Source organism: Nannocystis sp., assembly GCF_016714285.1.
GTDB lineage: Bacteria > Myxococcota_A > Polyangia > Nannocystales > Nannocystaceae > Nannocystis.
Window position 1 is genome coordinate 21,141 of record NZ_JADJNN010000025.1, and the last position, 26,566, is coordinate 47,706.

At 71.3% G+C, this 26,566-nt stretch carries 22 protein-coding genes; 7 read left to right on the top strand and 15 right to left on the bottom strand.

Annotated features, from left to right (window positions below; translation table 11 throughout):
• Nucleotides 1-7: 7 nt before the first annotated feature.
• Nucleotides 8-289 (bottom strand): phosphopantetheine-binding protein, encoded by a 282-nt coding sequence (locus IPJ59_RS30235; RefSeq protein ID WP_293250436.1) that lies wholly within the window; start codon nt 287-289, stop codon nt 8-10.
• 121 nt (nt 290-410) lie between these two features.
• Between IPJ59_RS30235 and IPJ59_RS30240 the strand changes: the two genes are divergently transcribed.
• The 3 genes from IPJ59_RS30240 to IPJ59_RS30250 all read left to right on the top strand — a co-directional run bounded on the left by IPJ59_RS30240 (nt 411) and on the right by IPJ59_RS30250 (nt 4,566).
• Nucleotides 411-1,190 carry a beta-ketoacyl-ACP reductase gene (locus IPJ59_RS30240; protein WP_293274441.1) on the top strand — a complete coding sequence of 260 codons (780 nt, stop codon included), beginning with the start codon at nt 411-413 and terminating at the stop codon, nt 1,188-1,190.
• 169 nt (nt 1,191-1,359) lie between these two features.
• A complete protein-coding gene (locus IPJ59_RS30245; protein WP_293250430.1) occupies nt 1,360-3,213 on the top strand; it encodes a hypothetical protein in 1,854 nt (617 codons plus the stop codon).
• A 96-nt stretch (nt 3,214-3,309) separates the two neighbouring features.
• Entirely contained in the window at nt 3,310-4,566 is a 1,257-nt protein-coding gene (locus IPJ59_RS30250) for an adenylate/guanylate cyclase domain-containing protein (RefSeq protein WP_293274443.1), read from the top strand.
• A gap of 35 nt (nt 4,567-4,601) precedes the next feature.
• Here the strand turns inward: IPJ59_RS30250 and IPJ59_RS30255 are convergent, their stop codons facing one another.
• The 5 genes from IPJ59_RS30255 to IPJ59_RS30275 form a co-directional block, all read right to left on the bottom strand.
• Nucleotides 4,602-4,877: a carbohydrate-binding module family 14 protein gene (locus IPJ59_RS30255; protein WP_293274444.1), complete on the bottom strand. Its 276-nt coding sequence runs from the start codon at nt 4,875-4,877 to the stop codon at nt 4,602-4,604.
• Nucleotides 4,878-4,930: 53 nt separating this feature from the next.
• Nucleotides 4,931-5,134, bottom strand: a complete 204-nt coding sequence (locus IPJ59_RS30260) for a hypothetical protein (protein WP_293274446.1) — start codon at nt 5,132-5,134, stop codon at nt 4,931-4,933.
• Between the two features lie 901 nt (nt 5,135-6,035).
• Nucleotides 6,036-7,739 (bottom strand): NUDIX hydrolase, encoded by a 1,704-nt coding sequence (locus IPJ59_RS30265; RefSeq protein WP_293274447.1) that lies wholly within the window; start codon nt 7,737-7,739, stop codon nt 6,036-6,038.
• A 28-nt stretch (nt 7,740-7,767) separates the two neighbouring features.
• Nucleotides 7,768-8,340: a HutD/Ves family protein gene (locus IPJ59_RS30270; RefSeq protein WP_293274448.1), complete on the bottom strand. Its 573-nt coding sequence runs from the start codon at nt 8,338-8,340 to the stop codon at nt 7,768-7,770.
• A complete protein-coding gene (locus IPJ59_RS30275) occupies nt 8,337-9,086 on the bottom strand; it encodes a glutathione S-transferase (RefSeq protein ID WP_293274449.1) in 750 nt (249 codons plus the stop codon). Before IPJ59_RS30275 ends, IPJ59_RS30270 begins: the two co-directional genes overlap by 4 nt.
• An 81-nt stretch (nt 9,087-9,167) precedes the next feature.
• Here IPJ59_RS30275 and IPJ59_RS30280 point away from each other — a divergent pair, with 81 nt between their 5' ends.
• Complete coding sequence (locus IPJ59_RS30280; protein ID WP_293274450.1) at nt 9,168-9,557, top strand: hypothetical protein; 390 nt, start codon at nt 9,168-9,170, stop codon at nt 9,555-9,557.
• Between the two features lie 57 nt (nt 9,558-9,614).
• Here IPJ59_RS30280 and IPJ59_RS30285 read toward each other — a convergent pair whose 3' ends face one another.
• The 3 genes from IPJ59_RS30285 to IPJ59_RS30295 form a co-directional block, all read right to left on the bottom strand.
• Nucleotides 9,615-11,126 carry a lyase gene (locus IPJ59_RS30285; protein WP_293274452.1) on the bottom strand — a complete coding sequence of 504 codons (1,512 nt, stop codon included), beginning with the start codon at nt 11,124-11,126 and terminating at the stop codon, nt 9,615-9,617.
• A 185-nt stretch (nt 11,127-11,311) separates the two neighbouring features.
• The gene (locus tag IPJ59_RS30290) at nt 11,312-14,482 is read right to left on the bottom strand and encodes a serine/threonine-protein kinase (protein WP_293274453.1); all 3,171 of its coding nucleotides are present in this window, start codon (nt 14,480-14,482) and stop codon (nt 11,312-11,314) included.
• An 82-nt stretch (nt 14,483-14,564) separates the two neighbouring features.
• Nucleotides 14,565-15,176, bottom strand: a complete 612-nt coding sequence (locus IPJ59_RS30295) for an RNA polymerase sigma factor (protein ID WP_293250407.1) — start codon at nt 15,174-15,176, stop codon at nt 14,565-14,567.
• Between the two features lie 142 nt (nt 15,177-15,318).
• Here IPJ59_RS30295 and IPJ59_RS30300 point away from each other — a divergent pair, with 142 nt between their 5' ends.
• Nucleotides 15,319-16,353: an ADYC domain-containing protein gene (locus IPJ59_RS30300; protein ID WP_293274455.1), complete on the top strand. Its 1,035-nt coding sequence runs from the start codon at nt 15,319-15,321 to the stop codon at nt 16,351-16,353.
• A gap of 200 nt (nt 16,354-16,553) precedes the next feature.
• A complete protein-coding gene (locus IPJ59_RS30305; RefSeq protein WP_293250401.1) occupies nt 16,554-17,183 on the top strand; it encodes a hypothetical protein in 630 nt (209 codons plus the stop codon).
• 81 nt (nt 17,184-17,264) lie between these two features.
• Here the strand turns inward: IPJ59_RS30305 and IPJ59_RS30310 are convergent, their stop codons facing one another.
• The 6 genes from IPJ59_RS30310 to IPJ59_RS30335 all read right to left on the bottom strand — a co-directional run bounded on the left by IPJ59_RS30310 (nt 17,265) and on the right by IPJ59_RS30335 (nt 25,355).
• On the bottom strand, nt 17,265-18,287 hold the full coding sequence (locus IPJ59_RS30310; protein WP_293274457.1) for a fibrinogen-like YCDxxxxGGGW domain-containing protein: 1,023 nt from the start codon (nt 18,285-18,287) through the stop codon (nt 17,265-17,267).
• 71 nt (nt 18,288-18,358) lie between these two features.
• The gene (locus IPJ59_RS30315) at nt 18,359-19,504 is read right to left on the bottom strand and encodes a VWA domain-containing protein (RefSeq protein WP_293274458.1); all 1,146 of its coding nucleotides are present in this window, start codon (nt 19,502-19,504) and stop codon (nt 18,359-18,361) included.
• Entirely contained in the window at nt 19,501-21,969 is a 2,469-nt protein-coding gene (locus IPJ59_RS30320; RefSeq protein WP_293274459.1) for a DUF5682 family protein, read from the bottom strand. Before IPJ59_RS30320 ends, IPJ59_RS30315 begins: the two co-directional genes overlap by 4 nt.
• Before the next feature lie 8 nt (nt 21,970-21,977).
• Nucleotides 21,978-23,186, bottom strand: coding sequence for an ATP-binding protein (locus IPJ59_RS30325; protein WP_293274461.1), 1,209 nt, complete (start codon nt 23,184-23,186; stop codon nt 21,978-21,980).
• 16 nt (nt 23,187-23,202) lie between these two features.
• Nucleotides 23,203-24,711, bottom strand: a complete 1,509-nt coding sequence (locus IPJ59_RS30330; protein WP_293274462.1) for a hypothetical protein — start codon at nt 24,709-24,711, stop codon at nt 23,203-23,205.
• Between the two features lie 14 nt (nt 24,712-24,725).
• Nucleotides 24,726-25,355 (bottom strand): hypothetical protein, encoded by a 630-nt coding sequence (locus IPJ59_RS30335; RefSeq protein WP_293274463.1) that lies wholly within the window; start codon nt 25,353-25,355, stop codon nt 24,726-24,728.
• 194 nt (nt 25,356-25,549) lie between these two features.
• Between IPJ59_RS30335 and IPJ59_RS30340 the strand changes: the two genes are divergently transcribed.
• A complete protein-coding gene (locus IPJ59_RS30340) occupies nt 25,550-26,479 on the top strand; it encodes an arginine deiminase-related protein (protein ID WP_293274465.1) in 930 nt (309 codons plus the stop codon).
• Nucleotides 26,480-26,566 lie beyond the last annotated feature (87 nt).

Sequence of the window (26,566 nt, forward strand, 5' to 3'; positions counted from 1 at the left end):
CAAGCGATCAGGCCGCCTGCTGCTCGTGGATGAAGGTCGCCAGGTTGTTCACCGACGCGAAGATGTGCCGGTTCTGGGCGTCGTCGGCCTTGGTCTTCACGCCGTACTTCTTGTTGATCGCCATCGCCAGCTCGAGCACGTCGATCGAGTCGAGCCCGAGCCCCTCGACCAGCAACGGCGCCTCGGGGTCGATGTCGTCGGGGCTCATGTCCTGCAGCATGAGCGCCTCGATGATGAGCTCCTTGATCTCGCGGACCAGGGGTGCGGGCGGGGCGGCGGCGGTCGACATCGGAGGCGCATCCTAAGGGCAGCCCTCCGGCTTCGGCAAGCCGCCAGGCGGCATTTGCCCGCGCAATGCGCAATTTCGGTCACTTTCCTCCAGCCAGCCCCAGGTCTACGCTCCCGGGCCCATGACAACAGCCAGCACCCCCCGCGTCGCCGTGGTCACCGGCGGCGGCAGCGGCATCGGCCGCGCCACCGCCCTCCTCTTCGCCGAGAGCGGCTACGCCGTCGCCATCTGGGACATGGCGGAGCAGGCCGGCCACGACACCCTGCAGGCGATCACCGCCGCCGGCGGCGTCGCCGTGTTTCACCGCGTCGACGTGAGCCAGGCCTCCTCCACCGTCGAGGCCGCGGCCGGCGTGCGCGCCCAGTTCGGCCGCGTCGACGTCCTGATCAACAACGCCGGCATCGTCCGCGACGCCCAGCTGGTCAAGGTCCGGGACGGCAAGGTCGTCGCCCAGATGAGCGAGGAGCAGTTCGACGCCGTCGTCAACGTCAACCTCAAGGGCGTGTTCAACTGCACCCAGTCGGTCGTCCCCACGATGATCGAGCAGCGCTACGGTCGCATCGTCAGCACCTCCTCGGTGGTCGGCCTCTACGGCAACTTCGGCCAGACCAACTACGTCGCCGCCAAGGCCGGCGTCATCGGCATGACGAAGGTCTGGGCCCGCGAGCTCGGCAAGTACAACATCACCGCCAACGCCGTCGCCCCCGGCTTCATCGCCACCGAGATGGTCAAGTCGATCCCGGAGAAGGTGATGCAGCACATGATCGAGCACACCCCGGTCGGCCGCGTCGGCCAGCCCGAGGACATCGCCCGCGCCTACCTCTTCCTCGCCGACGAGCGCTCGAGCTTCATCACCGGCGCCGTGCTCAGCGTCGACGGCGGCAGCGTCACCGGCACCTGATCGTCCTCTGCCCCTGACGACCCGTCGATGCCCCTGTACATGCACAAGCTGCCGTGCAACTTCGGCGTCGCTGCGCAGCATCGCTCCGGGGCGGGGCGCGGGGCAGCGCGGGTACGTTGTTCCTCGCCCGCGTTGCGGCGGCTGAGAGAAACGACTAGCGTTGTCGCCTGTGACGGACGACGACGATCGGTGGCTCCCCGAGCTCCTGCGGGAGCAGGGCTACCGCGGCCAGATACGTCAACATGGCTGGTATGAGTGCCTGGTCTGGCGCGGCGAGGAGCGCTGGCTCGGCCACGGCGTCGACGCCCACGCGGCGCTCGAGCACCTCCTCGCGCAGATGTTCCCGTCGCTCGCCGCCCGCGCGCTCTACGATCGCTGGGCCACTGTCACAACCCCCGAGGCGACCCCGGAAGCGACCGAGCCGCCGACGGCTCCGATCGCGGCCAGCACCCCGCTCACATTCCCCGTCACCACCACCACGGACCCGCTCCCGACCGCCGCCCGGCCCGAGCCAGCGCCGGTCGCAGCGGAGCCCGAGCGTCGCCCGTTCGAGCCCCCTCGCGTCGGCGAACGCCTGATCCTCTCGCTCCCCACCTACCCCGCCGCCGCGATCGCCGAGGCCCGCGAGACCCTCGAGGATATCCTCAAAGAGATCGCCGACGCCCGCCCCGACTTCGCGCTCATGGCCCCGCGCCTGCAGAAGATCCACATGCTCGGCTGGATCTGTCGCGCCCGCGGCCTCGACGAGCAATTCACCGGCGAGCACAAGGTCGCAATCCTCGTCCGCCGCGTCGCCCACGAGCTCACCAATATCAGCAAGATCATGTGGCCCGGCTCGGTGCAGGCGCTGCAGATGAACGCCCGCCCCGACTGCGTGGTCGGCGAGCTCGGCGTCAAGACAGCCAGCCTCGTGCGCACCTGGAACGACGCCAGCGAGTACGTCCAGACCCACCGCGAGCGCGCCATGCACTCGGATGTCCCGCTCGACGACTACGGCTGGGCCGACGACCTGCGCCGCCCGCAGACCGGCGACCCGCGGCAGATCCTCCGCGACGCCCAGCTCACCGTCGAGACCCTCGCCGGCGCCGCCCAGGAGCCCCCGCCCCGCCACCTCAGCACCCCGCCCGAGGAGCTCGGCCAGGACTCGATCGACGCCCTCGTCAAGCACGTCCAGCAGCTGCGGGCGATCCGCATCCACAGCCTCCAGCCCGAGCTGTGGGGCTGCGTCATGGGCCGCCTGCGCTGGCTCTCCGGTCGCCTCGGCGACCGCGCCCCCGCCCTCCGCAAGTGGCTCGACCCCGAGTTTCGCCCGCCCGTCGACACCTCGCGCGCCGCCGCCGCCCAGAGCGAGCAGCTGCGCCAGCGCCAGCTCGCCGTCCGCAGCGAGCGCGAACAGCTGAGCGCCACCCAGACGACCCAGCTCGGCGCCTGGCTGCTCCGCGCCTTCGACGCCTTCAACACCCCCGACGTCGCCGCCCTCGTCGGCGACCTCCGCCCCGTCATCCTCGAGCTCGACGACGACGCCCTCCCGGACGCCGACCGCCGCCTCCGTCGCCGCCTCCGCGACCTCAAGTCCCACCTGCGCAACGCCCCCGAGGGCGACGAGCCCGAGCTCGAGCAGGACTACGACAGCATCAAGATCGACCTCACCAGCGTCACCCCGAACGAGGCCGACGACGACTCCCTCGCCGCCCTCGTCCGCGCCCGCGTCCGCGGCAAGTCGGCCCTGTTCGTCAGCAACCGCGACGACCCCGATCTCAAGGCCAAGCTCGAGGACCAGCTCGGCCTCGACATCAGCTGGTGCGACGGCAACCCGCGCAAGGTCCAGGCCCAGTGCGAGAGCATCGCCCGCCGCAGCTACGACCTCGTGCTGATCGCCACCGGCTTCCAGGCGCACACGATCGACGGCATCCTCGCCCGCGCCGCGCGGGCCGGCGGCGTCCCCTACGTCCGCGTGTTCAAGGGCCGCCCCCTCGCGTGCGTCCGCGCCCTCGCCCGCAGCCTCGGCATGCACGAGGGCTGAGCAAGCCGTCGCCGACGCTCACCGGCGCCCTCGCCCGCCGCGCCAGGGCCCCACCCGCGCCCTCGCCCGCTGCGCTAAGCTCCGCCCGGAGGCCGGGTGGGCGAGGACTGGGAAGCACGCCTGCGGGCGCTCGAGCGTGAGAACGCCGTCCTGCGCGAGCGCTGCCACCAGCTCGACGTCATCAACGAGCTCGCCGCCTCGCTGCTCTCCTCGCAGACCGACCTCGACGACATCCTGTGGGACGTCGCCAACAACGCGGTCCCCCGCCTCGGCCTCGAGGACTGCGTCATCTACCTCCTCGACCCCGGCGGCGAGCACCTGATCCAGCGCGCCGCCTTCGGCCCAAAGAACCCGCGCGGCCGCGAGATCCTGGCCCCGATCCAGATCCGCGTCGGCCAGGGCATCGTCGGCGCCGTCGCCCGCAGCGGCGAGGTCGTGCTCATCCCCGACACCCGCGCCGACCCGCGCTACATCTGCGACGACCAGCCCCGCCTCTCCGAGCTCGCCGTCCCGATCTTGCACGACGGCCGCGTGATCGGGGTGATCGACTCGGAGCACAGCCAGGCCGGCTTCTTCACCGCCGTCCACCGCGAGCTCCTCACCATCATCGCCTCGATGACCGCCTCGCGGGTCAGCCGCGCCCTCCTCGACGAGCGCCTGCGCGAGGCCCACGGCGAGCTCGAGGCCCGCATCGCCGAGCGCACGCGGGCCCTCTCCGCCGAGCGCGACCGCAGCGATCGCCTGCTCCGCAACACCCTCCCCGGCCCGATCGCCCGCCGCCTCCAGGCCGGCGAGGAGCGCATCGCCGAGCACTTCGACGCCGTCACCGTCCTGTTCGCCGACATCGTCGGCTTCACCCGCATGGCCGCCGCCCGCAGCCCCGAGGCGATCGTCGACCTACTCGGCCGCGTCTTCACCGAGTTCGACGCCCTCAGCGACCGCCTCGGCGTCGAGAAGATCAAGACCATCGGCGACGCCTACATGGCCGTCGCTGGCGTCCCCACCCCGAGGCCCGACCACCAGGAGACCATCGCCGCGATGGCCCTCGGCATCCTCGCCGCCGTCGATCGCGTCAACCTCGAGCTCGGCACCCGCCTCGCCGTCCGCGTCGGCATGCACAGCGGCCCCGTCGTCGCCGGCATCATCGGCACCCGCAAGTTCGCCTACGACCTGTGGGGCGACACCGTCAACACCGCCAGCCGCATGGAGTCCCACGGCGTCGCCGGCCGCGTCCACGTCGACCACTCCACCTTCCTCGCCCTCCAGCACAGCCACCGCTTCGAAGCCCGCGGCAGCATCGAGGTCAAAGGCCTCGGCCCCATGACCACCTACTTCCTCCTCGGCCCCCGCTGAGGCGCTGCGCGGACGCCTCGCGCTGCGCGGACACCTCAGCGCTTCTTCTGCTTCGCCTTCGGCTTGCGCGGCGGCGCCTTGCGCACGTTGCCCGGCGCCGTGCAGCCCTTGCGCAGGTCGTCGAACACCTGGCCCGGCGCACACGACTGCACGCTCGGTACGCCCTTGAGACACTCGATGTACTTCGTGCCGTCATGCGGGTGCGCGTAGCGGCCCTGGTCGACCGGACAGGTGAACTCGGCGGCGCGCGCCGACGCAGCGGTGAGCAGACCGCAAGTGACTCCGAGGAGCAGCACCCTCATGGTTCGCATGCCCCATGGGTACCACACGTCGACCGCGGACTTGAAGCAAGCGGCAGGTCCGATCAGACCCCGCAGATCTGGGCCGTGAACTCCCCCGCCGGTGACAGGTCGAGGCCCGGCAGCGGCCCGACCCCGCAGAAATGGCCGGCCTGCGGCTGCCCGGGCGGCGGATCGTCGGCGGCATCCAGCTCGATGAACGCCAGCGACTCCGCCGACAGCATGAAGCGCTCCGCCACGCAGCCCGCGCCCCCCACCTCGAAGAACAACGGGCGAAGGCACCGAACCACCCCGTCCGCACGCCGACCACTGCGCCTGGCTGACCGGAACGCGGCCCGCCATGCCCGTCAGCGGCGCGCAACGTCGCAGGCGAGCGCAGCGTGCCCGCCAGCGCGCGCTGCCGGGGACGAAGCTCCGCGGCTGCGCCAGCGCGTCGTTGCGGATCACCAGGGCGCTCATCAGCCCCCCGTGTCGCTGCACAGCCCCGGAGCGCGCCGTCCAGCGGGATGCCGTCGCATCGAACTCGCCCACGGGCATCGAAGTCGACCGGATCATCCCGCCGCCGCCGCCGCCCAGCCCCGGCATCGGCGCGCCGTCGCCTGTCGCCGGTGACCGGGTCCCCCGCCGCGCGTCGGCGGCGGATCGGGTCGCCGGGGCCCGGGCCGTCGCCCGCCTCGCCCGACCGTCGACGCCGTCGCAGCATCCCCGCAGCCGCCGAGACCCACCAGGCACACTCCGAAGATCCGCCAGCCTATGCGCATCGCGCCCAAACCGTCGGTGATCGTACACCCACGGCCAGCCAGAGCGACCAAGGCCCCTATGTCGTAAGGGACATGTTCGTGGGGCCATGTCGCGCCCTCAGGGCCGGTGCGGTCCGGCTTCTCGGCGACGCCGACCGCACCGTCCTGAGCGGAGGCTTGCCGTGCCGGGGGGCCGAGAGGGGGGTCGACCGAGTCCGGCGTAGACCCGGGAATCACCCCGGCGACGGTGTGTCAGGCCGTGTGAGGGCGACCCCCCTCTCGGTCCTCCGGCTTCTCGAGCATCCGCGGACGCCCAGCCGGACCGCACCGGCCCGTGCGACGTCCTCCGCGCCGCCAAGGTACTACCCCGCCAGCGGGCGCTTCGCCGGACCGCACCGGCCCGTGCGACGTCCTCCGCGCCGCCAAGGTACTACCCCGCGAGCAGCCGCTCCGCGTCGACCAGCATGTCCTCGTGATCGAAGGCCAGGTCCTCCCCGCGCAGCTCCGCGATCGCCACGAAGCGGGCCTCGCCCGCGTCCTCGCGGCTGCGCGGCGCCTGCCCGTCTCGCGTCACCCGGCACAGATACGCCTCGGCGACCACCCGCCCGCGGGGGTCGCGGTCTGCTCGCGCGTAGCGGCCCACCAGGCGCTCGACCACCACATCGAGGTCCGTCTCGTCCTTCACCTCGCGCAGCAGCGCCGCCGCGGCGCTCGCCCCCGACGCCACGAACGTGCCCGGGAAGGCCCGCTGCCCGCGAAACGGCGGGTTCTTGCGGGTGATGACCAGGACCCGCCCCTGCCCATCCAGCACGATCGCCGCCGCGGCTTGCAGCGGCCGCGGCGGCGACGACTCGATGCGCAGACGGATCCGCCCCGCGATCGCCCACACCAGCACGACCAGCAGCACCGCCGAGAAGCCGCCGTTGATCAGCGCCGCCAGCCGCCGCCCCTCGCTCACGCTGTCGGCCGTGCCGAGCAGCAGCGACGCGAAGTCGGCCAGCACGCCCAGGCTAAACAGGGTCCCGAGCGTACCGAGCCGACGATCGGCCCGCGCCTGGTCATCCGCGCTGCGCCGCTGATACAGGTGCTGCAGCCCGTCGTGCAGGGTGTCGAACTTCTCGCCGATGCGGGCCACGATGCCGCCGCGCTCGAGGTTAAACTCGCCGAGCAAGTGGCGCAGCACCGCCGAGTAGTGCTGCCGCCGGTTGCTGTCGAGCTCGTTGTAGATCTCGCTCATCTTCATCTGCAGCGCGCCGCGGATCTGCCGCAGGTCCCGCAGCTTGTCCTCGATCGCCACCAGATCGAAGAAGTCGTCCCGCGCCTGTCGCATCAGCAGCACGTCGAGCGACTCGTTGATCGAGAACATCGCAAAGTGCATCGCCCGCAGCTGCGCCGTCGGCAGCAGCACATACGGCCGCATGTAACTGTCCATGAAGCGGCGCATGTTGTCGGGCGCGAGGTACAGAAAGCCCGAGTTCTTGCGCAGCAGGTGCAGCTCCGACAGCCGGTTGGACAGGTTGCCGGCCACCCGCTGCGCGTACAGCTCGTCGCTGTAATCAGGCCACGCCCCCGAGTACACCTCCGTCCACGCCCCGAGCGCGCGCCGGTGCAGCTGCACGTTCTCCCGCGTCCACGCCGGCGCCGCCGGCAGCACCTCGTCGCAGATCACCATCACGAAGATCGGGCTGTTGGTGTCGAGGCGCAGCGCGCTGCTCACCTTCAGCGAGGCCAGCCGGCGCAGCCGCTCGGCCGCGATCAACGGCGCCTGCTGGACCAGCACCGGCTCGATCGCCCGCCGCCGCGCCGCCTGTTCCGGGTCCCCGCAAGTACTCCACCAATCGAAGTGCCCGAGCTTGTCGTAGACCAGCCCTGTGCTCGTCGTGGTACGGGAAGCCGTCGACGAAGGTGCACCAGCTCCCGCGGATCGCCACGCTCCCAGCATCGCCACGCACGCGCCCTGCAGCCCCGGGTCCCACGCCAGCGCCGCCAGCCGCTCGCGCGTCACCCCGCGGATCTCCGCCTCCAGCGTCGCCGCCAGCTCGCCCGCCCGCGCGTGCGGGTCGACCTCGGCCGCGTTCACGAACGCCGACACGAACCACACCTCACGCTGCGGGACAAACTTCAGGTCGCTCATACCGGGGCCCGAGGATACTCGCACAGCCTCAACCCGACACCAGCCGCACCACCACCAGCTCGCCTGTGCCCGCCAACACGAGCCTGTCCCCCGGGACAGCTTCTGCCCGCAAGCAGTCCCCCGCAGCCAGCTGCAACCCCTCCACCACCGCCGCCCCCGCCACCAGGTACACCAGCGTCGTCCCCTCCTCCCGCCCGATCTCCCGCGCCCCGTCCAGCCGCAGCCGCTCCAGCGTGTGCGTGTACACCCCGCGCCGCGTCATCACGTTGAAGTCCCGCGTCGGCCCCGCGAGCAGGCGACACACCACCCCCGCCTCACCCGCGAAATCAAACCCCGGCCCGCCTGCACGCAACGTCACCTGCTCCGCGCCCACGCGCAGCTCCATCCCCGCCCCGGTCAACACCGCGATGCTGCGATCGATCCCCGGGAAGGCCGAGAACTCGCAGTCCGCGTCGACCTCCGCCACGCTCACCCGCCACGCGAACGCCTCGGCCTCGTCCGCGGGCGCACGCGCCAGCTCGTTCGTCCACCCGAGCCCGTTCTTCCAGCGCATACGCCGGTGCTCCGCCGACCGCAGCACCACCAGGCCCGCCGAGCTCACGGCGCGTCCGCCGGGAGGTCGAGCTCCGGGTAGCGACGAAAGATGCCGCGCTCGTTGAACGCGAGCCGCCGCTCCGACGCCAGATACGCGGCGATACGCGGCCGCTGCCGCACCCGCTCGCGCAGCGCCAGCAGCCCCGGGATCGCAGGCTCGCCGCGCGCGAACGCGTTGGGGAACGCGTAGGCCAGCCCCTCGAGCGTATGAAACAGCGACAGGTCGACGTACGAGATCGCCGAACCGACCAGCTGCGTCCCGTCGCCGTTGCGGCCGAGCACCCGCTCGAAGTAGCCGAGGAAGCGCGGCATTCGCTGGGCCACGAAGAAGCCCGCCCGCTCGCGCGCCGCGACCTTCTGCTCCTCGTAATAGCCGCCGCTCGAGATCGGGTGGTGCGTGTCGTGCACCTCGCCGACGAGATCGGCGATCGTCAGCTGCAGCTGATTCGCCGCCACCCGCCCCGCCTCGTCGCCCGGCGCCAGCCCGAGCCGCGGCGCCAGCCACTGGCAGATGTTGGCCACCTGCGCGAGCACCAGCCCCCCGGCCCGCAAGATCGGCGGCGCCAGCGGGACCAGACCCCCGAGCTCGCCGCGGAGCGCTCGCATGATCGCCGGCGTCCCGCCCCCCTCCGCCTCGGGCCGCCGCGCCACGTCGACGTAGGCCGCCCCCGCGTCCTCGAGGATCATCCGGATGTACTCGCCGCGCCCCGGCAGACCCGGCCAGTAGTAAAGCTCGTAGGGCTCGTCCTGCATGTCCCTGCATAGGCCAGACCCCGCGCGTCCGCAAGCACCCGCGTTGACGCCGATCCCGCCCACTCGCTACGATGCGAGCCCATGGCCATCATCCCCGCCCCGCTCGCCCTCGGCGTCTTCTTCACCGCGATGATCGTCGGCCGCATCATCCAGGAGCGGGCCCTGGCGAAGCTCAACACCGAGGCCAAGGGCCGCCTCGTCGAGGCCTTCTCCGCCCACCGCATGGTCGCCCTGATCCCGATCGCCGCGATCGCGGCCCTCTACTTCGCGATGGCCAGCCTCGACGCCATCACCACCCAAACCTTGCTGACGATCTACCTCCCGGTCGTCCTCATCTTCGTCGCGGGCTCCCAGGTCTACGTCCACCGCAAGCTGCGGACCCTCGGCCTCGACCCCGCGTACCTGCGCGCCCACGCGATCGGCCGCGGCCTCGCTCTGATCGGCATCGCCTTCATCCTGCTCGCCGCCTGAGCGCAAGATTCCGCGGGCTGTCCCAAAGGACAGCCCGCATCCGCGCACCCAATCACCTCACTGCGGCAAGATCACGCTCTTGAGCTGCCCGCCGGTCATGTCCGAGTAGGTGTAGTGATCGCCGACGATGTCGACCTTCTTCATGGCCGGCACGTTCAGCGGGTCGATCTTCCACGCCCAGCCGGCCTCGTCGACCAGCCACACGTAGCCCTCGAGGTCGACGCTGACCCCGACCGGGATGCTGCACGGATTGAGGTTGTGGAACTTGATCAGCGTGTTGGTCTTGTGGTCGATCTGGACCAGCCCGCAGGGCCCGTTCGACGCCACCCACACGTTGCCGTTGTGGTCCGCCGCCAGCCCGCGGTGGCAGGCCTGGGTCCCGGCGATCGCCGTGAAGACCTGCGTCATCGGGTTGAAGGTCGTGACCGGCCCCGAGCAGCCGCCGTGCCACGGGTCGCCGTCCGGATCGACCGTCATGCCGTACGACTGCGTCGCCGGCGGCGGGCTCCAGCGGTCGAAGGTCGCCGGGTTGTTGATCGTGTTGATGCGGAACAGCTCGCCGCGCAGCCCCGTGAACCACACGTTCTTGTCCTTGTCGAGCGCCGCCCCGTAGGGCCCCCAGAAGGTGTCGCCCTGCACCCAATTGTTGATCACCACCGTCTCCTCGACCGCGCCGGTCATGCCGTCGAGGCGGACCATGTGCGCCGTGGCGTTGGCGACCGGCAGGAAGCCGACCCAGATCTTCGGGTCCTTGAACACGCACGCGTCCTTGTCGAAGGTGCCGGGCGTCCAGGTCACGCCGCGCGGGCCGGAGCCGATGTCGCCCTTGAACGGGTGCTGCACCGACCACATCAGGCACTCGTCCGCCTGCCAGGCCATCAGGTCGTTCTTGTTCTTCGAGGTCTCGATCATCCCGTTGTTGTTCTTGTCCTTGCAATCGTCGAGGTTGGCCGCGATCACGGCCGAGCTGCCGGTGCCGCGGTTGTTGACGATCACGAAGCGCCCGTCGAGGCTGACCGCCGTGCGGCTCGGGCTCTCCGTCCCGCCCTGCGGCCCCGTCCGGTAGCGGGCCTCCTCGATCAGCGTCATCGTGTTCACCTTCGAGACGCTGCCCTGGTCGGTGTTCGCCACCCACAGGTAGCTCTTCTCCACGTCGCCCATCCCCATCGTGTCGCCGGGCTCGCACGGCGGCATCACGCCGGTGCTCCCGCCCGTGCTCGCGTCCCCGCCCGTGCTCGTGTCGCCCACCGTCACGCCGCCCGTCGTCGCGCTCGCCTGCCCCGTGCTCGCCGTGGTGTCGGGCCCCGTGCTCACGCCGGTGGTCGTCATCCCCGCCGACTCGCTCACCGTGCCCGAGTCGCTGGTCGTCCCCGACACCGAGTTGCCGCTGGTCGGCACCGTCGTCGTCGGCTCGGTCGTCGCGCTGGTCCCGGTGCTCGCGCTGACCGTCCCCGCGCTCGTCGACCCCGCCGTGCCCGTGCCATCACCGCTGTCACCGCAGCCCGTGAGCCCGAGCCCCAGCACAACCGCGACACCCCGACCCAAGGCCCTGAAGCGAAGATTTTCCATGGTCCCGAGGCTACCGACTCCCGGGGATTTCCCCAATCGCCAAGTGCATGCACCTGGCCATGGGCCGCGCGTTGCCTCACGGGTCCCCGCGCCGCGACCAGCACCTGCCCTGACAAGGTCTTCGCCCGGGTCTTGTTGACCCCACCAGCACGCGCTGCGACGCTGCAGGCGAGTCCCGGCGAAATTCATGGTGATGAGATTTCGCCGAGCTGGTGCTGGACGCGGGTGCGTTCGGGCGTGAAGGGCTCGCCGAGGACTGTGTAGATATCGCGGGCGCGGGTGAGCAGGGCGCGGGCTTCATCGGTCTGTGCCGGGTCGGCGGCGAGGAGGGCTCGTGCCAGGTCGTGCGCTGTCGCGGCGAGGTCGGGGTCGTCGGGATCGAGGCGGGCCGCGACGAGGGTGAGGGCGGGGCGCAGGAGGTCGATCGCGGCGTCGGCGTCGCCGCGGGCGAGGTGGGCGCGGGCGAGGCTGCGGCGGGCGAGGGCGAGGTCGAGGGCGTGGTCGCCGGGGAGGGCGGCGAGCGTGGTGACGGCGGCGTCGGCTGTGGTGAGGGCGGCGTCGGGATCGGCGAGGGCGAGGGCGGCTTCGGCGAGCAGGCGGCGGGTCTCGGCGGTGATCGCTGGGTCGGGGTCGGGGAGGGCCTCGCTGATGGCGAGGGCGCGACGGAGCTGCGTGCGGGCCTCGGCGGGGAGATCGAGGCGGAGCAGGCCGGCGCCGGCGCGTTGCAGGAAGGAGGCGGTGATTCGGTGGTGTTCGCCGAAGCCGGCCTGGCAGTCGGCGACGATGTGGGCGTAGCGCGCCTGGGCCTCGCGGGGGTCGGTCAGGGCGTCGGCGAGGGTGGTCTCGGCGTTGATGCGAGTGAGTGCATCGTCGGTGGCGGTGGCGGCGAGGGCTCGCTCGGCGAGGGCGCGGGCGCTGGTGAAGCGGCGGAAGTAGCTGTCGAGGCGGGACAGGCGGATCGCGGGCCAGACGCTGCGCTGGGAGGCGTCGGCGCTGGTGAAGTCCTGGTCGAGGAAGGCGGCGAGGCGCTCGCGGGCGGCCTGCTTGCGGCCGAGGGCGTACAGGGCGGCGGCCTCGTAGGTGGCGAGCTCGAGCACGAGCGGGTGCGCGTCGCCGAGGGCGGCGCTGGCCTGGGCGATCGCGGCGCGGTACGAGGCGAGGGCGGCCTCGAAGTCGCGGGCGTCGTACTCGAGCAGGCCGAGGTTGATGCGGGTGCGGGCGAGGTCGAGGGGGGTCGGGCCCGTGGTGACGGCGAGGTCGCGGGGGGTCGGGCCCGCGGTCGGATCCGGGGTGACGGTGAGGGCGTCGCGGGTCGGGCCCGCGGTGACGGCGAGGGCGTCGCGGTAGAAGTTGCGGGCGCGATCGAAGTCGTGGCCGCGGTAGGCGACGGCGCCGCGGTTGATGGCGGCGAGCCAGCGCAGCGCGCCGTCGCGGGGGAAGCGAGCCGCGTGGGCGGCGATGAGGTCGTCCTCGGCGGCGCTGCGCTCAAGCTGGCCGAGGAGGGCGCCGCGGACGAAGTGGCGGCGGATCAGGGCCTCGGCGGCAGTGCGGTCGGCACGGCCCGCGATGCCGCTGCGCACGGCGAGGGAGAGGGCGGCGTCGGCCTCCTCGCCGCGGCCCTGCTCGAGGGCGATGGTTCCGCGGGCGAGCGCGGACTCGGCGATCAGCGGATGAAAGCCGAGGGTCTCGGCGCGGGCGAGGGTCTGCTGCGCGGCCGAGGCGGCGGGGCCGAGGCGGCCGGTGCTGGCGAGGGTGGCGATCTCGGCGAGGGTGGTCCGCAGGGTCGCGACGGCGGTCGCGGTCGAGGGGTCGTCGGGGGGCGGGGTCTCGGCGGTGAAGGTGGCGACGTCGCTGCAGCCGGTGAGGGAAGGCAGGGTGAGGGCGGCCTCGACGGCGCGCTCGATGATGCCGGCGTCGGGGTGAACGAGGAGCTCGGTGAGGGCGACGAAGCTGGCGCGTCGGCGATCGAGGCAGGCCATGCGCAGGTCGAGCAGCGCCGCGGACTGTTCGCCGCTGCGGTGGGCCTCGCAGGTGTCGCGTCGCATCGTCGACCAGGCGCCGGCGTAGTCGCCGAGGAGCGGGGTCAGGCGGCGGGCGGTGTCGGCGGCGTAGGGGAGGCCGGTGGTGGCGAAGGCGGTGGTGACGGCGGCGGCGCGGGCGTCGTTCCACACGTCGGTCAGGGCGAAGGCGGGGCCGCTGCACGGGGAGGCTCCGCTGTGCTGCGCGAGGGCCCAGGTGCCGCCGCCGACGACGGCGCTGAGGGCCGCGGCGAGGCCGAGGTTGCGGCGACGGGCGGCGGGGTCGCGCTCGAGGGCGTCGCACAGGTCGGTCATGGACGCGAAGCGGTCGCTGGGTTGGCGGGCGAGGCCGCGGAGGACCAGGCGCTGCACCCAGGCGGGCACGTCGGAAGCCGATGGCGGCGGGCGGACGATGCCGGCGAGCACGGCGTCGGCGAGCGCGGGCAGGGAGTCGCCGGCGAAGGGGAGCTGGCCGTGGAGGGCCTCGTAGAGCGACACGGCGAAGCTGAATTGATCGCTGCGCTCGTCGACGGGTTCGCCGGCCAGCTGCTCGGGGGCCATGTACGCGGGCGTGCCCATGAGGGCGCCGGTGCGAGTCAGGGGCTGGGCGAGGGCGCCGGTCGGGGTGTTGGCGATGGTGGCGCGGTGCGGGTCCGGGAGGGCGGCGCGGGCGAGGCCGAAGTCGAGGACCTTGACGCGGCCGTCGTCGACGCCGCCCTCGACGAGCATGACGTTGTGGGGTTTGAAGTCGCGGTGGATGACGCCGGCGCGGTGGGCCGCGGCGAGGCCGCGGCCGGCCTCGATGTAGATGCGGAGGGTCGCGCGCCAGTGGGGTCGGCGTTCGGGCCAGCGCTCGAGGCTGATGCCGCGGATGTGCTCCATGACGACGAAGGTCTGGCCGCGATGCTGGCCGACCTCGATGACGGCGACGACGTTGGCGTGGGCGACCCGGGCCATCGCCTGGGCCTCGCGGAGCAGGCGGGCCTCGGCCTGGCCGGGGGAGGCGGTGAGCAGCTTGATCGCGACCCGGCGGTCGAGTTCGGGGTCGTAGGCGGCGTAGACGATGCCCATGCCGCCCTGGCCGATGCGGTCGAGGAGCGTGTAGCGGCCGATCCGCGTCGCTGCGGCCTGGCCGGGGAACAGGCGCGCGGCGAGCAGGTCCTCCATGCGGCGTTCGTGCTCGTCGTCGAGGTCGGGGAAGGCGAGCGGGGGGTCCTGGTCGGCGCGCAGGAGGGTGTCGCGCTGGGTGTCGGCGTCGTCGCCCGGGAGCGTGCCGGCGCTGCCGAGCTCGAGCGACGCGGCGATCGGCCGCGCGGCGCCGTTGTTGGGTCTGGCCATGGTCGTGTCCTCGCCCTGCACAGGTAGAGCGGGCGGGGTGATCAATTCATCCGCCACGTCGGGGGGCGCCGGGGCACCGGGTTCAGGTGCCGATCCCATCGCGGATCCTCTGGGCCCAGGTCGCGAGGCCCTCGATCGTGCTCTCGCGGATCGCGGGCGGGGCCGTGCTGGCCTGGATGATCTGCTCGAGGCGCAGGCGTGCGCGGCGGATCTTGGTGCGGACGGTGGGCTCGGGCATCTCGAGCGCGTCGCCGATCTCGTGCGCGCGCATGCCCTCCCAGTAGTACATCTCGAGGATGATCTGGCCCTCGAGGGGGAGCGTGCGGAGGGCGCGGAGCAGGAGATCGACCTCGCGGGCGTGGGCGAGGAGCGTGCCCGGGGTCGGGCGCAGGTCCTCGACGGAGACCGAGCCGAAGTCGAGGTGGTCGCGGTCGCGACGGGCGAGGCGGTAGTGGTCGAAGAGGACGTTGCGGGCGACGCCGCAGAGGAACGCCCGGAACGAGGCGTCGCCGCGGATGCGGTCGCGGGCCTCGAGGCAGGCGAGGAAGGTGCGCTGGACCAGGTCGTGGGCGCTCGTGCCGGCCTTGTTGTGGAAGAAGCGGAGGATCAGCTGGTAGTGGCGGCGAAACAGCTGCTCACCCGCCCGGTCGTCGCCGGCCTGCCAGGCGCGGAGGAGGTCGTGGTCGCCGTCCACGGGGCCATGGTAGCGGTGTGGGGTCCGCCTGGACATCGTCGGTCGCGCAGATCCGGGCGGCGAAAAAAAAAGCGGGCCTGGTGAATTGAAGCGGCGGGTCGTTCTACGGGAAGTTGCGAGACCCTCGACGGAGATGCCGACCATGCCTTGCCGATTTCGCCCCGCCACGATCACCCTCGCCCTCACTGCCGCCCTCACTGCCGCCTGCGACGGGTCCATCCCGGACGATCCCGGGGAGCTGGAATTTCGCGACAGCGCGGGCCAGGGCGGCCCGGTCTTCAACACGCCCAAGATCTTCACCTCGGAGGTCGCGGCGGTCGACACCCAGGGGCAGGCCCTCGCCGGGGTCGTGCTGGTGGACGTCCAGATCGATGAGGGTGGCGGGCAATACACCTCGATCGACGCGGGCAGCCTCGACGTCGATCACGGCACGCTGATGGCGCTGGTGGGCGGGAGCCTCGTCGAGGGCGGCGCCTTCATCGGCTCGCAGTGGACCTTCGACGTCGAGGGGGACAGCGTGACGGCGCGGCTGACGACGGTCGTGACCTCGGACGTGGCCGGGCTGTGGGACCCGGGCTCGATCAACGAGCTGCGCAAGCTCGACCCGGAGCGGCTGGTCTACACCTTTGAGTGGTTCGACGGCGACGTGTGGCACACGACCTGCGAGGAGGACGCGGTGGGTGGGGCGCGGACGGTGATCTACGGAGATATCGTGGTCGACCACAAACTCGGGAACATCAGCGCGCGGCCAAACACGGTGTATTTCGGGTGCATCTCTGGGGCGGTCGGCAAGGCCGCGCTGTGGGGATATGCGCCGGACAGCCCGTCGGAGGCGAGCGTGCCGCTGCCAGCGTTCACGACGGCGACGCGGATGGTGCGCGCCGATTACTGCGCCGACGGGGTGCCGCACACCAACGTCGGCAATCCGGTGACGATGCGGGATCGCTGGGCTATCAACGACTTCGACGCCGCGCCCGTGATCTTCACGACCGAGGCGGTGTGGCAGGTCGGGGGGCGGGCGAAGTGTCTGCGGAAGATGCGGGATACGGGGGCGCTGCTGATCGTCGATCATGTGTGTGCGAACGGTCAGGTGATCCCGCGCTGTAGCAGCGACGCGGTGATCGAGAATCGCTGGACGACGCTCAGCTACGGGGATCTGTGGACCAAGACCCCGTGAAGCTCCTGAGACGACGCCACACGTACGAGTCGACCCGGTTGAACTTCACGGCGGCGTTCTCGGTGCGAACGTAGCACCCCAGCCGCCCGATGCCCCTCCGCACGCGTTCGAAGAATTCGTCGCCGCCGGTGAATTGAAATCTCCGGCCTCCTGACTACAGCAACGACGGCCTTTGGGTGCGTCTTCCCCGGAGAACTACCATGCCGAACCTCGAGAAATTGCGGCCGGGCGTCTTGAATCAGGACGTCCGACGAGTGCGCGCCCCCTGGCTCTTGACCGCGGCCCTCCTGCTCGCGTGCCCCGCGGACGAGGACGCGCCGACGACATCGGAGGACGCGACCGACACCTCGACCGAAGACTCCACTGCGCCGACCACCACCGCCGCCACCTCGACGCCCTCGACCGACGACTCGAACTCGACGACCGCCGACGACCCCCAGGCGGAGACGACCGAGACGACCAGCGGCAGCACGACCGCCCCGGACGCCACCACGACGGACGCCACCGGGACGACCTCCGCCGACACGACGAGCACGACAGACGCGACCACCGGCGGCAGCGCCACCCTCCCGGAGGCGTGTCATACGCTGTGCGTGAAGGCCCTCGGCGAGTGCGACATCCCCTGGCCCCTCGACAGCGTCGACCTCTGTACGCAAAGCTGCATCAACAACTTCGCGGAGGATATGGGCGCCTGCCGAGAGGCCGCGATCGACTACCTCGACTGCGTCGTCACGCTCGAGTGCCCCGCGATCTCCAACGCCATCTTCCAGGGCGAGCCTGGCGACTGCGTCGACGCCGCCGTGGTGTACAACGACGTGTGCAGCAACTAGCCGGCCGGCCCCCAAACCCGACGCCCTCCAGCGCTGCGCACCGCCTTGGCCCTCGCGCGCGAGCCCTGAGCTCACGCCTCGTCAGCGCATCGCCGCGTAGAACACCAGCTTCCCGCCCTCGGCCTTGTCGCAGAGCTGCGTCTGCGACCACGCGCCCAGCGCGTGATTCACATCATAGCCCGCGTCGCCGTCGGCGGCGTTGCTCGAATAACTGTACAGATATTGCCAGTAGCAATCGCAGTTGAGCATCCAGTAGTCGCTCTTGATCATGGAGAAGCCCATGTCAATGACGCTGCTGTCGCACGACGGGCCGTCGGGCGCCCCCGACAGCCCGAAGTCGCCGCCCTGCGAATGGTTGTAGTTGGCCCAGCCGAGGAACGCGGGGGTCGTCTCGCCGTCGCTGCTGGTCAGCTGCACCGCGACCTTGGCGAAGCTCGCCGGCGCGGTCAGCGTCGCGTCGAAGGCCGGCGCGTCTGCCTTGAGCCAGATCCCGCCCGTGCGCACGAACAGGGTCTCGCTCGCCGCCGCCGCCAGCGCGACCTTGCTCGCCCGGTCCAGGTTGTACGCCGCGAACACGAGTGGATCACCGGCCACGGCGATATCGCTGACCATCGGCTCCTCGCCGTCGCCGCCCGTCGCCGCGTAGAAGATCGTCCAGCCGCCGCCGTCGGCGAGCATGTCGCAGAACGCCTTGACCGGCGCGAGCCCGCCGGGCCCATCGAGGTCCACCTTGTAGCCGCCGCTCTTCGCCTCGGGCTCCTGGGCGTGGATCTGCTTGCACGACGTGGGCAGCGGCACGCAGCTGCCCATCACGCACGACTCCGCGTCCCCGCACCCCCCGTCGTCCATGCACCCAGCGACGCCGGTCGTCGGGTCGACGCTGCCCGTCGTCGCCGGCCCACCCGTGCTGCTGGTCCCCGCGCCGCCCGTCGTCGGCGCCTCGCCCGTGCTCGTGCCCGTCGTCGCGTCGGCCCCCGTGCTCGCGCCGCTCGTGCCCGTCTCACCGCTCGCGCTGGTCGGCCCGGACCCGCTGCTCCCGGCGTCGACGAAGCAGGCCGCGACCGCGACGATCGCCGCCATGAACGAGATGCGCTGGGGAGTCACGGGCACCCCGCTAGCGCACCGCCACCGGCACCGCCTGTCAAGCCGCGATCCAGGGCAATTGCGCACGCCGCTCAGCCGCGGATGATCTGCCCCATGCACTCGGCCAGCTTCTCCGGCGTGCACGACAGGATGTCCATGCCGACCTTTCGCAGCTTCTTCGCGGTCTGGCGGTTGTACTGCGGCTGCGCGTCGTAGCCGAGCGCGCCGAGGCCGATCATCCGCACGTCGGCGCCGGCGAGGCGGGCGACGACGCGGACCAGGTCGGCCTCCGGGCGCCCCTCATAGAAATCCGTGATGAGCACCACGATCGTGCGCGCCGGCTCGCGGACCAGGCCCGAGCAGTACTCGAGCGCGCGGGTGATATCGGTGCCGCCGCCGAGCTGCACGCTCAGCAGCACGTCGACCGGCGCGCCGACCCTGTCCGTGAGGTCGACGACCTGCGTATCGAACAGCACCAGCGAGGTCTTCACGCCCGGGAGCTCGGCGAAGATCGAGGCCATCACCGCCGAGAAGATCGCCGACTCGAGCATCGACCCGGATTGATCGACGCACACGATCACGTGCCACGGTCGCTTGTTCTTCTCGGCCGCGTAGAAGAAGATCCGGTCGACGAACAGCTTGCGCCGCTCGTCGTTCCAGTTGCGCAGGTTTCGCCGCAGCGTCGTGCGCAGGTCGAGGTTGCGGAACACCCGGCGCGGCGAGTGCCGGTCCTTGCGCAGCGCGCCCGTGATCGCCTGCTGGACCCGGATCTCCAGCTTCTTGCGCAGCTCCTCCACGACCTTGTCGATCACCTTGCGCGCGAGCACCCGCGTCTTCGGCGTCAGCAGGTCCTTGTGGGTCAGCAGGGTCTTGACCAGCTCGACGTTCGGCTCGATGCGGTCGAGCAGGTCCGGCTGATCGAGGATCTCGGAGATGCCCCGCCGCTGGATCATCTCGCGCTCGAGCACCTCGCGGGCCTGCTTCGGGAACAGCTCGTTGACCCGGTCGATCCACTTCGGCACCGACAACGCCGAGCCCGCCGAGCCGGCGCCGCGGGCCTCGCCGTACACGAACTCGAGGGTCTGCTCCGCCCCCTGCTGGTCCTCCCCGCCGGCACCGCCCGCGAGGCACACGCCCGCCGCCTCGGCGTCCTTGCCGAGCACCAGGCGCCAGCGCCCGACCAGCGACTGCGCCGCCGGATCGAGCCCCGCCAGCGTCGTCTTGTTCGCGTTCGTCAAAAGTCCCACTCCTTCATCAGCTCGGCGACACGCGCGTCGATGCGGGCCATCCACGCGGCCGCCCCCGCCGAGGTGTCGAGCTGCGCCAGCTTGTCGCCCTCGCCCTCCTGCAGCCCGTACAGCTCGGCGACCCGGTCCGCGAAGGCGACCCGCGAGCGGTCGTGCAGGCGCTCGAAGGCCTTGCGCGTGCGCGGCAACATGATGAGAAACTGCTCCCACGACGCCGCCCGCAGAAGCACGTCGAAGGCCTCCACCAGCGACTGCGCGCCGAGCATGATCGCCGTGCGGCTGGTCGCCATCACGCCGTCGAGGAACTCGCCGCAGGTCAGCATCACCTCTGGTCGCGACTGCGCGAACTTCAGGATCTCCTGCGACAGCACCTCCGCCGGCTGCGCCCGCGTCTCGGTCAACAGCCCGCACATCGCCCCGCGCAGATACGGCGACGCCGACTCCGCGTAAGCCGAGCGCACATTCTCGACAAACAACACGCTGTCGAAGCCCACGCCGCTGTCCCCGAGCAGCGCCTCGGCCACGCTCTTGAGGGCCGCCAGCACCTCCTCGTGATCCTCGACCGGGACGTTGGCGACCTCCGGGATCGCAAAGCACGCCCGCGCGAAGCAGCGGCCCTCCAGATCCTTCACCACGTCCTCGCGGATCTTCTTGCGCGCCGCCTGACGCCGCAGGACCGTCAGGTGGGTCAGCGCCCGCGCCAGCGAGACCAGGCGCGCGTCAGCGTCGATCGCGTGCCCGGCCGTCTCCTCGATCCGCAGCACCAGCCCCGGCAGATCCATGTTGGTCGCCCGCAGCAGCCGCTCGCACACGCTGGCCGCGTCGTCCTGCTCGCGCGCCAGCTCCTCGTCGATCTTCGCGGTCGCCGCGGCCTCCATGGTATCGCCATAGAGATTGTTCTCGATCAGCTGGGTCTCGACCTTCGGCGACCACTCGACCTTCCACACCTCGCGAAACAGCGTGTTCGTCGCCCCGCCCTCGACGATCGCCGCGAACGACACCCCGAGCTCCGCGAGCCGGTGGAAGAACACCGAGCGCCGCTCGTCCGCCTCCTGGCGCAGGTCGAGCGCGATCTTCGTCTTCTTCTCCTTGCCCATCGTCTCGCCGAGGTCGAGCTCGTCGATCGTTCGGTAGAAGTCGAACACCAGCGGCAGCCGCCCGAGCGCCGGCGTCACCCGCCCGACCGCGCTGCCGATCTCCACCTCGCTCATCGCCGCTAGCAGGTAGCGCCCCTCCTCCTCGGGCCGGCCCTTGCAGCAGCACGACACGATCCCGTCGCGCACGTCGTCGAGGGTCGGCGCCTTGTGCCCGCGCAGGCTGGCCAGCATGCGCGCGTGCTGGGTGATGCTGATCGCGTCCGCCGACGACAGCAGCTCGCCCGCCCGCCGGCCGCGCGCCAGCACGGCCACCACATGATCGACCATCGCCCGGATCGGCGCGTCGGCGACGACCGCCACCGGCCCCTGCGTGTGCTGATAAATCGATTCATAGTACTTCGGCGCGCGGTTGCCGGCGCCGTAGCCCGAGCGCTCGCTGGTCCGATAATACGAGTACGGCGCGACCGTCGCGTACACCGTGCCCTTTGGCAGCACCTGCGCCGGCACCAGCTCCCGGCGCATGAACAGGTGAAACCCGCCGCACACCACCACCGCGTCCTCGGGCCGCAGCTTCTGCTCCGCCAGCGTGGTGGCGATCGCCCGCCACATGTGGTCCTCGCGCGCGAAGGTCCCGTCCCGCAGCATGCGCTCGTCGCTGGTCGTCGCCCGCACCGCGGCGCAGAAGTAGGTCAGGTCGCGGCGAAACTCCTCGGCGTCCGCGTGCCGTCCACCGACCTCGAACAGCGCGTCCCAGCACTCGGCCCACGAGCGGTAGCCCGCCGTCTCGGCCAGGCTCCGGTAAAAGTCGCTCTCGACCGCGAGGTTCTCCCAGCTCGCCTGCTCCGCCGGCGCCACCTCGTCGTCCTCCTCACCTTCCTCTTCTTCCTCCTCCGCCTCCTCCTCGCCCGCCACGTGCGGCGCGATCAGCCCGTGATGCGGCAGGTCGATGAACACCACTTGCGCGCCGATCTCTTTCGCGACCCGGATCGCCACATATTCGGGCGAGTACGGCAGCAGCGGATACCACACGCCCCACTTCGCCGGCACGTCCGGCGCCGAGCTGGCGATCCCGGCGAGGCCCAGCACATTGTCGTCATCACGATACGACGAATAGATCGCGATCGGCGGCTTGGTCTTCGCGTCAGCGATGTGCTGCACCATCTCCGTCGCCTCGGCCGGGCCCTCGATGAAGATCACCCGCGGCCGACGGGCACGCAGCGCCTCGGCGAGGAAGCGGGCCGCGCTCGGCGAGTGGTGGCGGACCGGGAACCAGTACAGCGGCTCCGCGAGCACCGCGCGGGCGCGCTGCTCCACCGCGTTCGCGTCGAGGCCCGGACGGTCGGCGAGAATGTCCTGCATCGGCTCGCTCAGGCGGACAGGACCTTGACTGCGGCGTCGTGGAACAGCTTCCAGGCGGGGTCGCTGGCGGCCCGCTTCTTGGCGACCAGGCTCATATACTCCTTGAGCACCTTGAGGTCCGCGAGGTCCTCCTTGACGATCGAGCCGATGAGATTGCGGGCGATGTCCTCGGGGCCGACGGTGCCGGTCCCGAAGTAGCGGCTGTGGATCGCCGCGTCGAGGGCCACGCCGATCGCCTCCGCCGTCGACAGCGTCGTCGTCGGCTTCTGCACGCTCAGGCCCTCCCCCGTGGCGCCCTGGCGCATCTCGCGGAACACCGTCGTCAACAGCTTGAGCACCGGCTCCTCGATGCGCCCGGGGATCTTGTAGCGCTCGAGCAGCTCGGCCGAGCGGGTGCGGACGATCTCCACCTCGGTCTTCTGGTCCGAGACCACCGGGATATGGATGTAGTTGAAGCGGCGCTTGAGCGCCGCCGACAGCTCATTGACGCCCTGGTCGCGCGCGTTGGCGGTGGCGATGATATTGAAGCCGGGCCGCGCGAACACCATCGGGTCGTCGGGCAGCTCGGGCACCGCGATCGTCTTGTCCGAGCAGATCGAGACCAGGGCGTCCTGCACGTCGCCGACGCAGCGCGTGATCTCCTCGAAGCGGAAGATCTTGCCCGCCCGCATCGCCAGCATGCACGGGCTCTGGATCATGTTCTCCGGCTTCGGCCCCTCGGCGATGATCCGGGCGATGTTCCACGAGTATTTGATCTGCTCCTCCGTGGTGCCCGCCGTGCCCTGGATCGTCAGCAGCGAGGTCCCCGAGATCGCCGCCGCGAGGTGCTCGGACAGCCAGCTCTTGCCCGTCCCCGGGTCGCCGACCAGCAGCAGCGCCCGCTCGCTCGCGAGGGTCACGATCGATCGCTCGACGATCGAGTCGTCGCCGAAGAACTTGCGCGTGATCGCGACCTCGACCTCCTTGCCGTCGATCTTCGCCTTGAGCGGCTTCTTGGCCCCCGTGATGTAAGTGAGCACCGAGCGCGGCGACAGCTGCCACGCCGCCGGCGCCTGGTCGGCCTCGTTCTGGCGCAGCGCCTCGAGCTCGCGGCGATACTTGAGCTCGGCCGGCTCGCGCAGGAGCTCCGACTCCGACGGTGATGCCGGCGCGGGGACCGGGGCTACGTTCGGCGCGCTGCTCGGGTCGGCGGCGCTGGGGGTCTTCGCTTTGGCCATGGCGGGGTTCGATTCGCTAGAGTTGGAGGCTGCCGAGGAGCGCGGACAGGTTGATCTTCTCGTTCGATAGCATCAGGTGGAGCGGGCCGTCCGGCCCGAGCGTCGCCAGCGGCGTCAACACCAGGCGACCGAGCTCGTAGTGGACGAGCCCGTAGAGCGGCGCTGGCGGCTTCGCGGCGCTCGGCTTGCGCTTCGCGTGGGCCTCGAGGTGACCCGCCAGGGTCTTGCCGTCGGCGCCGGTCGAGACCACCGCGTCGAGCTCGAGCCCGGCCGCTGTTACCGCGAAGATCCGGCGCTCCGGGGTCGCCCGCGCCTTGTCCTCCTTGCAGCTCCAGTCGGCCAGCACGACCTCCTCCTGCAGCTCGTTGGGCAGGTCGAGGGGGGATGGCACCAGGGCCCGCGCGCGCGCCAGCGCCGGTCCCATCTGCCACTCGAGGTACGGCTCCCAGCCGCCCGCCAGCTTGCCCTGCTGCGTCACCGTCCCCTTGGGCCCGAGCAGCAGCCGACCCCCGCCGCGCTCATCCAGAGCGATCGCGGCGCCCGTCACCGTCAGCACCATCCGCTCGCTGAAGATCTTCGGGTGATACTTCTGCGGCTGCGGCAGGTGGAGAAACGCCTCGGCCGTGATATCCGCGGACTTTCGCCCGAACACCAGGCCAAACACCAGAGATCGGCCGACCAGCGCGGGATCCTCGGCCTTGACCACGCGCAGACGAAACTCAAAAGTGCAGGTATTTTGCACGGTCCGCGCGAACACACCCAGCGTGACCACATCGATCGACCGGACCGGCAGCGGATCGCGGGCGCCGGTGCCCGACAGCCGGGCGAGCACGCGATCGTTCTTCGCCGCCAGCGCCTCCGCGAGCCCGCGCGCCAGCAGCCACGCCCGGTGCGTGAAGAACACGAAGCGCTTCGCCGAGAACGCCTCGCTGTGCGCGAGGAAGCGGCCCACCTCCTCGTTGACGTAGCGCAGCGTCGCCCCGAGCCGCAGCAGCTTCATGCGCGAGGCCTCCTTGAACGAGACGTCGAGCTTCTGCCGCGTCGCCTCGGTCGCGCTGGTCAGCCCGGTGCGCACGAGATCCTCGATCGCCCGCGCGAGCTCCTCGAGCAGCGCCGCCAGCTTCTTCTGCTCCGGCGCCGGCAAACTTGTGAGCTCCGTGTTCACCGCCCCCGGGCTCGCGGCGACGGCCTCGGCCTCGTCCTCATCCTCGTCCCCGGCCGCGATCGCCTGCGCCCACGCGCTCGCGGCCGCCTCGAGGCTGAGCACCCGCTCGAACACGTGCAGGCTCGTGTAGGCCGAGAGCAGGGCCACCGGGGCGCCGCGGGTGTCACTCGTGATCGCCCGTAGCATCGCCCGCAGCCGCGACGTGATGTGCACCAGCCCCTGCCGCTCATAGCTGTCGGTGAGCAGCTCCAGCGGCGAGAGGTCGCCCGGCGCGACCGAGGCGAGCCCGCGCACGACCAGCTCGACCATCCGGCCGCGGAGGTTCTCGAGGGTGCTGGCGATCTCTTCGACCTCGGCCAACCCTGCCCCCAAAACTAGATCGCGTAGTAATCCTCGGGGATCGTCTCGGTCGGGCGCCAGTCGACCTCACCGGCCTCGGCGCCCTTGTAGCGGATGAAGGTGGCGCTCATCGAATCCTTGTCGAGCGCGGCCTTCTTGCCGCGGGTCGCCCGCGCCCACTGCAGCGCCGTGGCAGGGTCCAGCTGGGCCCCCTGGGCGAGCCCGACCAGCAGCACCAGCAGGTGCTTGCACGGCTTGCCCCGCAGCCCACCGCAGGGGAACAGGTTCTGCGTGCAGCACATATACCGCCCCTTCGCGTCCATGCTGCACGCATAGAACAGCGACGGGTTATTCTGGCTCTTCACGACCCCGGTCACGCGCTCGTCATTGACCTCGCTAAACAGCTGGAACCGCTCCGCCCGCAGCATCACCTTGACCTTGTCCATCCGCCCGTCGCCGGTGACCTTGTCGAGCTCGCTGAACAGCGACGACAGGCTGACCTTCTTCGGCGCGGCCCCGGCCGCAGTCGGAGTCGCGGTCGTAGTCGGAGTCGCGGTCGAAGCCGCTGCGGGCGCCGCGGACTTCGCAGGCGCTGCGGATGGCGCGGCCGCTGCGGGCCTTGCGGGTGCTGCTGGTGGCGATGCAACGATCCGTCTGGTTGCCATGAACGTGTGCCCCTCGCGGACCGCGACTGTAACCGACCTGCCCCACCCGTTGTAAAGCGGTGAATCCTCCAATCTCGCGCGCGGTTTCCCCCGAAGGTCCCCGGATAGCGCCACGATCGCCGCGAAATGCCGGCGACGATGCCTGCGATCCGCGGGTCATCGCGCCACGAGAACAGTGGTATCTCGGCCCCCGCGTGCCCGCCGACCTCGCCACCGCATTCACCGATCGCGTGCTCATGATCCGACCCGCGGCCTTCGGCTGGAACCCCGAGACCGCCGCCAGCAACGGCTTCGCCCGGGCCGTCGGCGGCCATCGAGAGGAGCTCGCCGCCGCCGCCCGCCGCGAGTTCGACGCCATGGTCGAGGTCCTGGTCCGCGCCGGCCTCTCGCCGTGGGTCTGGGACGAGCGCCCCGGCCCGCCCCGGCCCGACGCCGTGTTCCCCAACAACTGGATCTCCACCCACCCCGGCGGCCGCGTGCACCTCTACCCGATGGCCGCCGCCAGCCGCCGCGCCGAGGTCGACCCGGCGCTCGTCGACGAGCTCGCCCGCCGCCACCGCGTCACCGAGATCGTCGACTGGACCCACCACGCCGCGCACGGCCGCTACCTCGAGGGCACCGGCAGCCTCGTCCTCGACGCCCGCCGCCGCCTCGCCTACGCCTGCGAGTCCTCGCGCACAGACCCCGATCTGCTGCGCGCCTGGGCCACGCGCGAGGGCTACACGCCGGTCCTGTTCGCCGCCCACGACGCCGCCGGCCAGCCGATCTATCACACCAACGTCGTGCTCTGCGTCGGCCACGGCTTCGCCGCCTGCGGCCTCGATCTCGTCGCCGCCCCCGCTCGTGCCGACCTGCGCGCGCAGCTCGAGGCCGGCGGCGAGCTCATCGAGCTGACCCCACCGCAGATCGATCGCTTCGCCGGCAACATGTTGCAGCTCATCGACCACCGCGGCGCCCCCGTCTGCGTGCTCTCGCAGACCGCCCTCGCCGCCCTCGCTCCGACCCAGGTGCAGCAGCTCGAGCGCCACACCACCCTCCTGCCCGTCGCCATCCCCACGATCGAGGCCGTCGGAGGCGGCAGCGCCCGCTGCATGCTCGCCGAGCTGTTCCTCGAGCCGCGCTGAGCCACACCGCGAACCCGCGGACGCTGCGAACCTTCCGGACCGCGACCCCTGCGAACATGGACACGCCGACCGCCCTCTGACACCGTC